Below are 13578 nucleotides of genomic sequence, written 5' to 3'. Positions count from 1 at the left end.
CCGGCCGCCGTAACGACCGGGAGCCTGCGTGTTTTATTGGTTGATCGCCTCGAGCTGTTTCTCCGGGCTCAGTTTTGCCGAGAGGTAAATCTCGCCGGGCAAATCGCGACGGCATTGCACCTCGCTGGGCTCACCCGTGACGGAGTCCTCGAAAATCTCGGAGGTGTAGACGCTGGTCTCGGGCGGCGTGCCGCCGGTCGCCAGGGCAATCGCCCATTGCGCGGCCAAGCGCCCGTTTTCATTGCCACCACCCCGGGTCAGCAGTTTGAAGTCCGGGTTGTTGGCCTGTTTGTCCTGCCAGAAGCAGCCCAGAAGATTGACGGATTCCGTGGTGATCGCGGGGATAGACCGCCCGTTGCGCTCAAAGGCGGGCAGACCACCGATCAGAGACGCGCCGTAGTCGGAGATGATCACATCGATCTGCGGGTGTTTCGCGATCTCGGCGGTCAGCACCTGTTGCGTCAGCGCCGGGTCCCAGTTGGTCACATGGAAAGGCGCCGGGTTGAGGTATTCGTAGCGCTCATCGAGCACGGAATTCAGCCCTTCGAGCATCTCAAGCCCGACGCTGTTGCCCGCCGGTCCGCTGAGGAACAGCATTTTGGCGCCATCCGGGAATTCGCGCTTGATGAAGTTGCCGAAATTCACGCCATCGCTCACGAAGGAGGCCGATACGAATTTGGCGTAGTTCACCCCCTCTTCGCCGCCGACCTGTTGACGATAGGGCACGACCGTCACACCTGCGCGATGCGCCGCGGTGAGCGCCGGAAGCACGGCGGGACCGGCATCGCCGAAGACCACCATGGCATCGACCCCACGGGCCGCAAAGCTCTTGATGTCGGAAATGGATTTCTGCGTGTCGCCCTGGCCGTCGGCGTAGAAGAAATCGGTGATGCTCGGGCACTTCTCAGCCTCTTCGCGGGCCGAGGCGCTGGTGATTTGGCGCCAACTGTTGCCGCCGCTGCCGTCAAGTAAGGCCAGCGTTGCGTTGTCCGGTCCACACCAGGACGGGACGTCCTCTGCAAAGGCCGCAGTGGCGGCAAGGCTCAGGGCCGTTGTGGCGGCGAAAGCGATCTTTCTGGATGTAAGTTTCACGGTGTCTCCTCCTCTAAAGTCCGTGTCAGTGAAATCTTGGCGAAATCTCGGTGAGATCGGGGATCAGCTGCGGCGGAACGAATAGATCGCGATCCCAAGACCCAGCGCGAGCGCTTGAATGATGGTCTGGGCCGAGAACGGCACGCCGATGGTGATCGAGAACTGGCCCAGTTGGGTCAGGAAGAAGGCTGCCAGCGCCGTCGGTACGGGAAAGCCCCGTCCGCCCATCAAGGATGTCCCGCCAAGGACGACGATGGCCACGGAAGGCAGCAGGTAGCTGTTGCCCAGAAACGCGGTGGGTTGGCTGGTCAGACCGGCGAGCAGGATGCCGGCGAGGCAGTAGAGCAGCTGTGCGCTGACATAGGCGGACATCTCGTAGGAACGCACGCGCAGGCCGACCGTGCGCGCCATGGCCGGATTGGCGCCGATGCCTTCGAACCGGCGTCCGGCGACGGTCTTTTTCAGGACGACCGCCACCACCAAGACGATGACAAGCGCATACCAGACCGTGTGGCCGAGGCCCAGAAACTCGCCCCCTGCAATGCGCGACAAAAGCGGCGTAGTCGTGCGCGGCACACCGCCGGAAATCGCGATGACACCGCCGTACAGCAGCGCATTCGTGCCAATGGTGGCCACGATGGCGTTGAGGCGCACGATGCCGATCAAGATGCCGTTGAAAAGGCCCGCGCCGAGCGCGAAGGCGAGTGCCAGCAAGATCGCGGGCAAAAGTTCCGCGTCATTTCCGGCGGGGTAATGTGTGGAGATCACAACCGAGAGGCTGATCGCGCCGGGGACGGACAGATCGAAGCCCCCCTGCTGAACCACAAGCATCTGACCAAGGCCGACGATCACCGCCACAGCCGCGAAGGGCAGACTTCCCGCAAGCGCGCCAGACGTGATGCTCGAAGGCGCAAAGATCATGCAGAGCACGATCAGAGCCAGCGTTGACAGCACAACTGTCCCAAGCTCGAACGACGGCCGGCAGCGGCCAAACAGGCCAGGCGGCATTGTGCCATAAGTTGCGTTGTTTGCTGTATTCATCACGCGTCCTCCTCAGATACACGCACAGACCGCTGACCCGCCCACCAGCCGCAAGCCAGCAGAATTCTGGGCACAGCCCGCTCTCGCGGACCACGCCAGGCGGTCTGTCGCCATGGTCTGAAATTCCTCCCTTTGAGGGGTGCGACCCCCTCTTGGTTATGGTTAGCACATAATTTGTAATGCGCAAATCTATTTGCTGTTAACGTATATTTTTTGGATTTTTGGGATTTTTCCAGTTCTAGAACACGACCCAAACAAAGGCTTAGAAGTCAGAAGGCGCGCGACATCACCGTCAGAGACAGGGGGGCAAAAAATGACGCGAGGCCCGTCAAAATTCAGCGCAAAATTTTAAATTATTTCATATAAATCAGCACCTTGAAATCATTCAAGCCAAGAGGCGCTCGACTGGCGTCGTCATGAATTTGCGCTCTCGACTGGGCGCTCAGCCCCATGACTGAAGCCAAGGCAGAATGAGATTTTTCTCCTCAGATGCAGTTTAAAAATATAATTTACGATCAGAGAAAATGAGCCTTAATGACTAATTTTTTACCCAGCTCCTGTCCGCGCCACCCAATAATGAAAGTTGGCGGCTGGAAGTTTCGGTCGTCAAAAATATCAATTCACCAATATCGAATCATTTTTCTCGGATCTCTGGTGCCGATTTTAAAGGCGCCGCCCATCAAACAGGCGGACAGCTGCTCACGAAGTAAGGCGTGATCGTATCGAGAAACACCTTCGCGTGCTCCTGCGTCTCCGTCGCAATGACCTGCGCATATAGCTCTGCCGTAGCCTCTTTATCCCTAAACCAAAACTCGATTCCCCCATCGACCGGACCATCATCCAGTCTCATTTCGACAACTTTGTGCTTTTCACGGGCGACAATCTTAACGTCTTGCAAAAAAATCCGTTTCGTCAGCCAGCGCTGGCGCAAAGGCGCCATCTCTCACGGCCCCATTCATCGCATCCGCGTCGTCAAAATACAGCTCAAAAACCCATCCGACCCCCAATTTGGCCCTCCTGCATGACGAATGCCGAATTGCTCCTTGCAGGTCACAGCATGTTGCCAGCACCCGCGCAGGCCTGGGAATCTGGAGGCCATCGGTCCGTGAATCTTCCCCCAATTCTGGTTGAAACCCTACGCGGACACCCCCTTCTTTTTCTTCAGCAGGCCAAATCTCGTCATCATATGTGAACTCCCCCTCATAAGCTCAGAACGCTTAAGAGCGGCGCCTCACCAAAACTCTTACCGTCATGCCCTCTCACCCTTTTGCAAGAAACGCGCATTCCAAGCGTCCGGCCCTGACAGCCACAAAGGTCAAGTGAGGCGCGGTCAAGCCGCATGTAGGATTTGCGCCATTTGCGAATCGACTTGCCTAAATCAAATTTCTTCACCGCAGGAATTTGGCTTTCAGGTGCGGAAACCTGTTTCAGGCAGCCAAAACCCGCGCTCGACAAGCGCCAGATGAGAACGAGGTGAGAAATGAGTGAAAAATGCGGAGCTGCTTCTGGCAGACCTTACTGCGGCGGCGCATATCCCAGATCGGCAGAGATCGCCGCAACGCCGGACAGAAGCTGCTTTAGCAACGCTTGCTCCTCAGCGCGCACCCGCTCCATGTCACCCGTCAAAGTCACCGCAAACCACATGTCCCCCACATGGTTGCGCACAGGTGCGGCCAGCGACCGAAGCCCCACAACAGGGCCAGTCTCAAAGATCGCATATCCGGCCTTTCGAATGTCTTCCAACATCACCGAAAGATCCTCCGGACTGGGAGCAAGCGCGCGCAACTGAGGATAAGCAGCCGTTTCGGCCGCCACCGCAGGGGCCAGAATCTGTTGACTGACGTTGGCTTGAAACAATCGCCCGGTGCCAGAACTGCTGAGCGGCATGCCGCGGCCCAGAGAAATATTGGAATGGCGCGTCAACTGCCCGCGCTCAATATGCACGACGACCGGGCCATAGCTCCCCCATGTCGTGAGGAAGCACATCAAACCCGTTTGCCGCGACAGTCGCCGCACAAGGGCGCGCGCCGCAGCAAAGACATCATAGCCGTGCAGTCGCACAAGCAGCATCTCCGCCGTCAGCGGCCCAAGGCGATATTGTGTCGATCCGGGCGCCTTTTCGACCAAACCCGCATTGCGCAGGCTGACCATGTAGCTATGCGCCTTGCCCGCGGCGAGCCCGGCCTGGTCGCAGATTTCCTTAAGCCTCATTGGCCCAGCCCGGCCTGTCATTGCACGCAAGATTTGCACCGCGGTCTCCGCCGACCCAACGCCGCGCCGCTCATCCAATGCCGCGTCGGAGGGTTCAAAATGCTCGCTGCGGATCGGGTCGATACGGCTCACTTCCGGTGCTGAAAGCATAGATGGGTTGGCCGCGAGCCGCTCAGCGAGCTCCGTGCGAATGCGTTCCGTCAGACCCTGCGCGAAATCCTTTGGGAGAGCTTTCGAAGTCCCCGATACGACGATCACGCAGACCAGCTCTCCGTCCTCATCCATGACCGGCATGGCCATCCCATTGTACCCCGGGAAATAGGCATCGCGGATAAAGCAAAAGCCGTCTCGGCGCACCTCCGCAATCACGTCCGATAGATTTTCATCCTCACGCATTTCCCCGACCCCGCGCGGGTAAGCTTTGCCCGCCAGTTCCGCTTCGGCACGCGCCGCAACGCGCGGATCAGAGGAGAATGCCATGAACACCCTGCCCGAGGCTGTGCCGGTGACGCTGTAAACTGTCCCCGGCAACACATTGTTGTCGGCGGCCATGCGCGACGGGGTAACGCTGGCCACGGTCGGCCCGATCCCGGCCCAGAACACGATGCCCACAAAGAGATCGCGCTCGCGCGCGATGTTGCGTGCCGCGTCTAGGAATCCGTATCGCCGCGCCAGCGCCTCGATGCGCCGCTGCCCAAGCAAGGCAGCAAGCGGGCCAAAGGCATATTGCCGTTTCATTGGATCATAGATCCCCAGGCCCGTGCGCTGAAGGCTGTTCAGATAGGGGCGCACTTTCGCCGTCGACAGCCCGGTCGCGTCGGCCACACCATCCAGAGAGGTCTGCTCCCCGGCGTGAACCATCCCTGCGAGGATATCTCCAAACACTTCGACAGATTTGATGCGCCGACCTGCACCGCTTTCCTTCGTCATCTCTTCACGTCACCCATGTTCCAGCTCATCAACTCCGTCATATCTATGACTATACCCGGCACCGACAGCCCCCTATCCGCGCAAGGCCTCTCATCATAACAACATTGTCCGGACTGGAAACATTGCTCGGAGATATCCGTTCGAAGTACACGTTTCTACAGAAAGCGAAAGCCGGACCGCCAGGCAAGGCGATCCGGCAATGCCAGAATATTGGCTCATGCAGCATTACCGCTCAAAAAGCGAGACCATTTTGTCCATAGGCAAGGACGAGGACAGGTCCGCATCCGGCGGCAAGCTCGGATCACACAGCGGGTCCACACCAGCTTCACTGTCGGCAAAGGGGAAGGCCACCAGCGCTCTCGGTTCCGGAGCCTCCACACCATTGCGCGCCGCAAGTCCCGCACGCAGAGCAAATCGTACGTCAGCGGTGGTGCCACTCAGCGCCAGCTGTGGCCAAGCCTCGCCGGCCTCCTTCGCCTCCATCCATTTACAGCTATATTCATTGTTGGTCGCGATGAAGGCCATTGCCGGCACCGGCAAACCTGCCCCTTGAAAGGCTTTGACCGCAGCCAGACTGGTCACCCCGTAATCCGTCGCAATCGCGTCAATTTGGGGGTATTTCGCAATCAGACCGGCCACCGCTTTTTGCGCATCTGCAGGGTTCCAGTTCGTTGCAATGAAATTGTCATCCAAAAGCTCAACCGCGGGATAGGCTTTCAAGCCCTCTTTATAGCCCTCAAGAAAGGTCACGGACGAGGCCGATCCAGCCAGACCGCCCAAGAAAACGGTTTTGCCTTCGCCGATCGTCTCCCCGACCCATTCACCAAAAATCGAGCCTGCACGGAACGCATCTTCATAGGGGTTTGCGGCGTAATCGACCCCGATCTGACCGTTCAAATCAGAGAAATACGGCACCATCGTCGTCCCCGCCATCTGAGCGGACCGATAGACCGGGATCGCCGCATCTCCGAAGTCGGTGTAGGACACAATGATTTCATAACCTTGTGCCACAAAGCCATTGATTGCGGAACTATAGGCCTGCAAATCTCCTCCGGCTTCGGCATAGGTAACCTCGACGATATTCTCGCATTTCGAGGCCTCGTCTTCGATCTCTGCAAAGGCCGTCCGGCGCCACGAATTGCCGCCATAGCCGTCGACGAGCGCGACGCGGATCGGCCCTTCCCCACACAATGGCGCAATGTCGCTATGTTCATTCACATAGACAAAATCCTCCGCCAGCGCGCCTTGCGCCCAAACGCTCGCAGCTGTGGTCGCCGCAAGTCCGAAACCGACCAACCGATACGTCTTCTGCATTTCTCTTTCCTCCCTTGGTGAAGATCACCCTACTGAAGATCGCCGTGCCGCTCCTCTTTCGACACGTGATCATTGGTAAATCTCAAATCGATTTGTAATTGATAAACCTATTTGAGGTGATTTCTGCGCCTGAGTGCTCAGAACAAATTCGGCATCCCGCTGGTTTCTCCGCCATCCGCGACAAACTCTGCGCCCGTCGAGAACGAACTGTCATCGCTGGCCAGAAACATCACCAACTTGCTGATCTCGCCCGGCTCCCCCACGCGGTTCATTGGCACATGCCGGTAATCGGCGTAGAGCCCATCGACCATGTCTGTGTTGATGTTTCCGGGATGGACCGAATTCACGCGGATGCCCTTTGATGCGAGCTCGACGGCGGCCGCTTTTGTCAGGCCACGGATTCCGAACTTCGAGGCGATATAGGCCGGAACGCCGGAGAACCCCTTGAGCCCGGACGTCGAAGAGATGTTGACGATCGACCCGCCGCCTCCGGCCTCCATAATCGGAACGACAGCACGTATCCCCTTGAAAGTACCGCTAAGATTGATCCCGATGACCTGCTCCCACTCTTCGTCCGAGCAGCTGGTTATGTCGGAAAACCGCAAAATTCCAGCATTGTTCACAAGCACATCGATGCGGCCGAAACGCGCCTGCGCGGCGGCGACGGCGGCCCGCCAGTCTTCAGCTTTCGTGACGTCGAGGCGCACCGCAATCGCGACATTCTCCCCTAGCTCGGAGGCCAGAGCTTGCACCTCCTCTTCCAGGACGTCTCCCAGCACAAGCCTTGCTCCCGCAGCCGCGAAGTCCCGCGCTTCGGTTGCCCCCATCCCGCGCGCCGCACCACTGATCAAGACAACTTTGTCAGTAAGATTCATGCTCTCTCCTCCCAAAAACCTTCGCCGCACGATCATGCATTCAAGCACAGTCTGCGATGCGGATGCGCCTCCTCACGGCGGGCTCGATGCCTGACATCATCCAGAATCATTTTTTAACATTGGATAATTGAATTGCAAATGTTTAATTTTTTAGATGAGTTTCCGAAGCGCCTCGCAAATCGGCATTGTTAGGAGACCTATGCCTGAGATAGCCAAGGCAGTTTCGCATCGATGCTTCGGATGATGTTGGGCGGGCGCGCTTTCGCCGCGCTTGGGGCGAAGGGCTGCTCTGAGCCGAGGTCGTCAGCTTACTTAGCGCTTTGAGCCTCTAGTGCTCGTTTTGCCGCAGGCCAGTTCTGGCCCCGGGTCGGTCAACGTCTGAAGGTCTCTATCCCGCCATCCAACATCCGTAAAAGCGTGTCTGAAACGGGCCACGGCTTGCTTATGTCAAAAACATGAAGATTGATGCCAATATGGACAACTGGCCGGACCAATATCTCGGCATTTTCAGCCTCAAAAAAATAGACCTCACCGCCCAACTCTGCCGGTTCGCCCAAACACCGGCGTGCTTCGGCCAAAAACGCCTCTAAATCAGAAGTGTCGGACAACAGGGAGCGCCCATCGTTCGTTAGATTTTCACCGAAGAAACGCAAGGCGAAGGAAATGAGGTTGACGTCACCATAGGGCTCACGCACGAGCTCGGACTTTCCCTTGTACTTCTCAAGCGAATAGTTCGCCGTTGAACAGGGTGAATGAGTTTGCTCTGACGTCAGAACCGAAAAGTAGGATCGAAAACTTCGCGTTTCGATGAAGGAAAGGCCTTCATACGATGGGTCGAGATCGTGCAAATCCCTTAACCTCAAGCAATACTCGCAAGGATCCGCTGGACTCATTTGCCCGTTTTCACCGGCCAGTATTTCGAAAACGTCGCTCGCGGCGACATCTGCGATGAAACCCAAAAACGCTTTCACTTCTTGTCCGAGCGGAGCTTTGAAAATGGTTTCGGCCTCATGCCAAAACTCTTCGCGCTTATGACTTGCAGGGATCGTAATCCTGTGTTTCGCCTCAAGCATGCGGCTGAGCGCATTGAAATGCCCGTCATGATCATTTGCGTCCAAGCCAGCAAAAAATCCCATTGAAAATATACCTCTTGCTGTGATGCATTTGGTTCAGGCCAAGTGTTGACCCTTTGCTGTCACGGCGCGGACGTCAGGAGCTTTCCAAAAGACATATGCATCTCTTGATCTCTCTCAGTCATCTTATCGCCTCGACGCCAAGTGGATATACGCATGGTTTTCGTTGGACCCACGGAGACCGTATTCACATGAATAAAAGAGATGTCATCCCGAGACACGCGCGTTGCATATACGACATTTCCGGATGTGACCTGCCCCATCTTCAAAAGAGCAAAGTCGTCAGTTTCTTCTCTGTCGAAATTGGACATGATCCGTGCGCTGCGCACGCTGTCTAAGCCGTCATTTGTTCCCCCGTCATAAAATATGACACGAGCCGCAAAGTCTTCCGGGCGGTTGTAGAAGAGATGCATATCCCCCTCGTCTTTACGCGTCTCCCATGGAGTGCCTTCGATACATATCGAAATGCCCAATCGCTCGTTGAGTGGCGCACAAGCTAAAGCGGGTTTGAAAGGCAGGCACAGACAGCACACAAGGAAGGCGATCTTCGAAAGGCTGGTCTTCACAACGATTGAATTCAAAAATGTCATTTGAGATGACCTAAATTTCACAAACAAAAACAACTTAAGGCTTTCGAGTATCATCACTGTGCTGCCCAAGCAATCTGCGTGGGTGTTTAGTGCATCGAGTCCAGTCGTCCATTTTCCACGTCGGCCAGTCGCGCGCACTTGCCATCGCCCCCGCAGCGAAAGTCGGCAATGCAGACTGCAATCGCAGCACCTGAAGATAAAGCTCAAGATTTGCTTAGGGCCGGTAGCGACATTTAAGCAAAATAGGTGGGGAGCGGACTTTTGCTGCGCCCAGAGCCAACGACAGTTAAGGCAAGAAGTTTTATGGTGACTTACGCGATAGCCCCCTCCCGCTGAAGAGGCGTGTCTTTCTTGTTCTTGGTCCGTCGCCAGATAACCGGTTCGCCCGACTGCATGGCGCGCCACAGCGTCGCCATCACTCTTTGAGCCCCTTGCCGCCAAGACGCTGGCATGACGCGACGTGCGTCCATGATCTTCAGTCGACGTGGATCTCCCGCAACCAATGCTCGTGGAGCGCCTCGATATCGCCGCTTGTCAGCAGCGGCATCGCGAGGCGCAGTTGCGGCTCGGTCCAGTCCCACCACCGCATCTCGAGCAAGAGCGCGATCTGCGCGTCCTCGAAGCGCCTACGGATGACGCGCGCGGGGTTGCCTCCCACGATGGCGTAGGGCGGAACGTCGCGCGTCACCACGGCCCGCGTACCGATCACCGCGCCGTCGCCGATGGTGACGCCGGACATGATGATCGCCTCGGAGCCGATCCAGACATCATTGCCGATCACCGTGTCGCCTGCGGGCCGGTATCCGTTTGCCGCGCCTTCAAAGGCCGGAACCTCGGGCATCCAGTAGAAGGGAAAGGTGCTGATCCAATCGGCCCGGTGGCCCTGGTTGCCAGCCATGATAAAGGACGCCCCCGATCCGATGGAGCAGAAGCTGCCGATGACAAGGCGGTCGGCCCCTTCTTCGGTCACGAGGTAGCGGGCGCAGTCATCGAAACTGTGGCCGTGATAATAGCCCGAATAGTAGCTGAAGCGACCGACTGTGATATTGGGATTGGTGACCTGCTGATCGAGCGTCACCCCGCGAAACGGGCTTTCGAAGTGGTTTTCCATGTGAAGATCTCTGAAGCCATGTGACATATGCGCAGACGCGCGAACCCTGCGCAGTCGCCTATGGCGATGCGCGACAGCCCCGGGACACTGTCCGGGACCGTATTCAGGACGTTCGGTCTGCTGACTTCAAAATTGGTCCTCCGCGGCACCGAAGCCGGTGCCCACTCTGTATTCCAGATCGCAAACCACGTGTAAAGCACGGGGCGTCACCGCGACAAGGCCGGCCACTGGACGACGATCGCGCCCAAGAGGACCATCGCCGTCCCCACCAGCCGCGCCGCATCCACCGGTCGCGCGGCCAGTCCGACACCGCCCGTCCAGTCGATCAGCAGCGCCCCGACCACCTGCCCCGCGATCACGGCGATCATGAAGCTGGCCGCCCCCAGTTTTGGCATCAGAAGGATCGCTGCAGTCACGTAGACCACACCGGCGAGACCGCCGACCCAAATCCATTTCGGTTGCCCCGCGAGACCGCCAAGTGTCGGCAGTGGCACGCGCAAAACCAGCAGGACGGGCAGGATGCTCAGCGCGCTGACCGCAAGCGACGCAAGTGTCGCCCAGAGCGGATGACCAAGCGCGCGGCCTAGAGCCGCGTTGGCACCGCCTTGAAAAGGCACAGCCGCTCCAGCGAGGGCGGCGATGATGACGAGGGGAAGAAATGGCATGACATGATCCTTTCGCTTTCCCTCTCGTATGACTTATCACAAGCCGCATTTGAAATTCGACATGAGCAGACTAACATGCAGCATATGAATAATCTGCGTACTATCGATTTGAACCTTCTCGTCGTGCTCGACGCGCTTCTTGCTGAACGACATTTGTCGCGGGCCGCCGAACGCCTGAACATGAGCCAGCCCGCGGTCAGCCATGCGCTCGCGCGCCTCCGAATTCTGCTAGATGACCCGCTGTTCCACCGCCGCAGGCGCGAGATGGAGCCAACGCTCCGCGCGCTCGCGCTGTCCGCCCCGCTGGCCGAGGCGCTGGCGCAGATCCGCACCGTGCTGGCACCCGAGGGCTTCGACCCCTCCACGCGCCATGTCTTCCGCCTTGCCATGTCTGACTATGGCACCGCACTCCTGCTTCCAGACCTCATGCAGCGCCTGCGCGCGGAGGCGCCGGGCATCGATCTTGTGGTCACACAGAAAAGCCGCGAAGGAATGATCGGTGCGGTGGCCGATGGCGAGATCGACATGGCCTTTGGGGTCTTCCCTGAACTGCCCTCACGTTGCATCGCAGAGACCCTGTTCGAAGACGAGTATGCCTGCCTTCTCGATCCATTGGCCCAGCCGCAGCCCTATCACGGCCTGACCGAAGCACGCTACTGGACCGCACCCCATGTCCTCACGGCGGTGCATGGCGAGGCGGCGACAGAGCTCGATCTCCACCTCCGTTCACATCGCAAGCAACGGCGCATTGCTTTGGTTCTTCCCCATTGGAACGTGGCGCCGCAGGTTGTTCGTGGCACCGACCTGATCCTGACAGTGGCGCGGCGGTGCTTGGATACCGTCGATCCGGGCATGGAAGTTGCCGCTCCACCCGTTACAATGCCCTCGATCCCCTTCGCCGCGATCTCGGCAAAGCGTCGGCGCACCGATCCTGCACTGCGCTGGTTAATTGAACAGGTGCGGCAGGCAATCGCAGCGCCTAGGTCCGAACGATCGCTTCCGTGAAGCTACGACGCTCCGCCCATCAGAACGGCGAATATTCGAAGAGCGCCAATTCCAACGGGGATCCGCAAGACTGGGGCTGGTTCTTGTCGATGTGGCACAGTTACAAGCGTTCGCCCCCCGTTTCACATCGAAACCGGCCAGTTTCATCGCTAACCCCGTGGTTCTCAGGGCTTCGGCAAACGGCTCGTCTGACTCGCGCACAAAATTGCTGACTGCCCCATTACCTTGGGTTGCAGGATGGACACCGCATCGTTTCCCGTCCCATAGTCCCGCCATCCGGACCAAAAAGAAGGCCCTGCTCATGTCGACACAAGATCCTGCCACGCTCGCGCGTGCCTTCATTGCTGACGAAGGCACTGACACCAAGCCAAAATTCTGGACGATGAACCACCATCACATCGTGCCGATCGCCGCGAAACTGGCACGGGATCTCGAGCCCGAAGAGCGTATCACATTCTATCGGCATTACCTTCGGCGCGCCAATATCGCCCCCGCCGTGCCCCAAGGTGAAATTCCACTCTTGATTGAAGGCTACAAGCAACTGTTGCCCGACATGACCGGGCCCGAGCCGTTGATCTTTCCGCGGCTGGTAGGGCTGTACCTTTTCGGCTTCGACGCGACCGGCGCCTTGCCATCGAGTGGCCTGGATACCGCGAAAGAGTTGAAAGCGCGGCTCAAAACCCTGACCCAGTGCCACAGGTACACCAGCCTTCCCGGGCAACGCGCTAAGCTCGAGAGGTTCCGCCCCTTCATCCCCGAGGCGCCCCGCCTGCTCGCGGTGCTGCGGCACACCGAGTACTTGGGGCTGTCCGCCCCCGAGGGCGAAACCTTCAACATGGTCGACCTGACATTCTGGGCCATGATGCTGACGGTTGCCCTCGCGCCCGAAACCCGGACCGGGCTGTGCCATGATCTCTCGGCCGTTCCGCCGGACACGCCCCGGCAGCAGAAGTTCCTGACCACCCTGCACAAGACGCTCGAGACGGTGATGGGCGAAATCGGCCCTGACGAGAGCGCCTGCCGGGCTCTGTTCGACAAGTTGACCGCCCAGCAGGCGGCCCAGAAAACGGCCCAAGACGAGGCAAGCGAGGTGATAGCGCTGGCCCGTGGGCTCGGGCTCGACATCGCCGAAACAAGCGACTGGGAGATCCAGGTGGCCCTCCCCGAAAAGGATAGCGGACAACGCTGGTATAATCCTCTCAGGCTGCACCTTCGGATGAATCCCTCACGCAACCCGGAATGGGAAGTGACCCTTCAGCATTCCACGAAGGTCAACTACAGCCACTTCGCTGGGAAGACCAGCTTGCAGGAAGACGGGATTCCACCGATTGATAAGCTCACATCGTTCCCGACCTGGCTCCGTTCCTTGGCGGACGTGCATGGCCTGGTTTACGATACCGACATCGACGCCATGCATGTTGCCTGCGGGCGCAAGCGCGCGGACAAGAAGCGGATCCGCGATTGGGTGCTCTCCGGCGGCACACCTTCGACCCCTGACTGACGCAAACCGGCACGCCCCACGCGCCCCGCCTCGCAATCCTGCCCGAGAGACGAAAGATGAGGTCCGCTATCCAAAGATTAAACGCGACACCGCGAACCCGCACCAGCCGC

Annotated in this window: 12 protein-coding genes; 2 read left to right on the top strand and 10 right to left on the bottom strand. The window is 58.5% G+C overall.

Translation table 11 applies throughout. From position 1 onward, the window contains the following. Positions 1 to 33 precede the first annotated feature (33 nt). From LC094_RS01710 to LC094_RS01665, 10 genes are all read right to left on the bottom strand, one after another. Positions 34 to 1092 carry a substrate-binding domain-containing protein gene (locus LC094_RS01710; protein ID WP_226549600.1) on the bottom strand — a complete coding sequence of 353 codons (1059 nt, stop codon included), beginning with the start codon at positions 1090 to 1092 and terminating at the stop codon, positions 34 to 36. A gap of 63 nt (positions 1093 to 1155) precedes the next feature. After that, positions 1156 to 2133: an ABC transporter permease gene (locus LC094_RS01705; protein ID WP_226549597.1), complete on the bottom strand. Its 978-nt coding sequence runs from the start codon at positions 2131 to 2133 to the stop codon at positions 1156 to 1158. A gap of 679 nt (positions 2134 to 2812) precedes the next feature. Then, positions 2813 to 3073 (bottom strand): hypothetical protein, encoded by a 261-nt coding sequence (locus tag LC094_RS01700; RefSeq protein ID WP_226549595.1) that lies wholly within the window; start codon positions 3071 to 3073, stop codon positions 2813 to 2815. Positions 3074 to 3648: 575 nt separating this feature from the next. Next, positions 3649 to 5274: an IclR family transcriptional regulator gene (locus tag LC094_RS01695; RefSeq protein ID WP_226549593.1), complete on the bottom strand. Its 1626-nt coding sequence runs from the start codon at positions 5272 to 5274 to the stop codon at positions 3649 to 3651. A 225-nt stretch (positions 5275 to 5499) separates the two neighbouring features. Beyond that, complete coding sequence (locus tag LC094_RS01690) at positions 5500 to 6588, bottom strand: substrate-binding domain-containing protein (RefSeq protein ID WP_226549591.1); 1089 nt, start codon at positions 6586 to 6588, stop codon at positions 5500 to 5502. A gap of 137 nt (positions 6589 to 6725) precedes the next feature. Further along, positions 6726 to 7463, bottom strand: a complete 738-nt coding sequence (locus tag LC094_RS01685) for an SDR family oxidoreductase (RefSeq protein WP_226549589.1) — start codon at positions 7461 to 7463, stop codon at positions 6726 to 6728. 371 nt (positions 7464 to 7834) lie between these two features. Continuing rightward, positions 7835 to 8599, bottom strand: a complete 765-nt coding sequence (locus tag LC094_RS01680; protein WP_226549587.1) for a hypothetical protein — start codon at positions 8597 to 8599, stop codon at positions 7835 to 7837. 59 nt (positions 8600 to 8658) lie between these two features. After that, a complete protein-coding gene (locus LC094_RS01675) occupies positions 8659 to 9186 on the bottom strand; it encodes a hypothetical protein (protein ID WP_226549585.1) in 528 nt (175 codons plus the stop codon). Between the two features lie 475 nt (positions 9187 to 9661). Next, entirely contained in the window at positions 9662 to 10297 is a 636-nt protein-coding gene (gene catB, locus LC094_RS01670) for a type B chloramphenicol O-acetyltransferase (RefSeq protein WP_226549583.1), read from the bottom strand. 206 nt (positions 10298 to 10503) lie between these two features. Continuing rightward, positions 10504 to 10962 carry a DMT family transporter gene (locus LC094_RS01665; protein ID WP_226549580.1) on the bottom strand — a complete coding sequence of 153 codons (459 nt, stop codon included), beginning with the start codon at positions 10960 to 10962 and terminating at the stop codon, positions 10504 to 10506. A gap of 3 nt (positions 10963 to 10965) precedes the next feature. Here LC094_RS01665 and LC094_RS01660 point away from each other — a divergent pair, with 3 nt between their 5' ends. Both LC094_RS01660 and LC094_RS01655 read left to right on the top strand, forming a co-directional pair. After that, on the top strand, positions 10966 to 11967 hold the full coding sequence (locus tag LC094_RS01660) for a LysR substrate-binding domain-containing protein (RefSeq protein ID WP_226549576.1): 1002 nt from the start codon (positions 10966 to 10968) through the stop codon (positions 11965 to 11967). Positions 11968 to 12268: 301 nt separating this feature from the next. Further along, complete coding sequence (locus LC094_RS01655; protein WP_226549573.1) at positions 12269 to 13468, top strand: hypothetical protein; 1200 nt, start codon at positions 12269 to 12271, stop codon at positions 13466 to 13468. Positions 13469 to 13578: the final 110 nt, after the last annotated feature.

The organism is Celeribacter naphthalenivorans (assembly GCF_020524585.1).
Taxonomy (GTDB): domain Bacteria; phylum Pseudomonadota; class Alphaproteobacteria; order Rhodobacterales; family Rhodobacteraceae; genus Celeribacter; species Celeribacter naphthalenivorans.
The sequence above is the reverse complement of the archived record's forward strand: the minus strand, read 5'-3'. Positions and strand labels throughout refer to the sequence as shown.

Coding starts and splice junctions, on each gene's coding strand:
- LC094_RS01705 (WP_226549597.1), bottom strand. CDS start 2,133: ATGAATACAGCAAACAACGCAACTTATGGCACAATGCCGCCTGGCCTG.
- LC094_RS01700 (WP_226549595.1), bottom strand. CDS start 3,073: ATGGCGCCTTTGCGCCAGCGCTGGCTGACGAAACGGATTTTTTTGCAA.
- LC094_RS01695 (WP_226549593.1), bottom strand. CDS start 5,274: ATGACGAAGGAAAGCGGTGCAGGTCGGCGCATCAAATCTGTCGAAGTG.
- LC094_RS01690 (WP_226549591.1), bottom strand. CDS start 6,588: ATGCAGAAGACGTATCGGTTGGTCGGTTTCGGACTTGCGGCGACCACA.
- LC094_RS01685 (WP_226549589.1), bottom strand. CDS start 7,463: ATGAATCTTACTGACAAAGTTGTCTTGATCAGTGGTGCGGCGCGCGGG.
- LC094_RS01680 (WP_226549587.1), bottom strand. CDS start 8,599: ATGGGATTTTTTGCTGGCTTGGACGCAAATGATCATGACGGGCATTTC.
- LC094_RS01675 (WP_226549585.1), bottom strand. CDS start 9,186: ATGACATTTTTGAATTCAATCGTTGTGAAGACCAGCCTTTCGAAGATC.
- catB (WP_226549583.1), bottom strand. CDS start 10,297: ATGGAAAACCACTTCGAAAGCCCGTTTCGCGGGGTGACGCTCGATCAG.
- LC094_RS01665 (WP_226549580.1), bottom strand. CDS start 10,962: ATGCCATTTCTTCCCCTCGTCATCATCGCCGCCCTCGCTGGAGCGGCT.
- LC094_RS01660 (WP_226549576.1), top strand. CDS start 10,966: ATGATCCTTTCGCTTTCCCTCTCGTATGACTTATCACAAGCCGCATTT.
- LC094_RS01655 (WP_226549573.1), top strand. CDS start 12,269: ATGTCGACACAAGATCCTGCCACGCTCGCGCGTGCCTTCATTGCTGAC.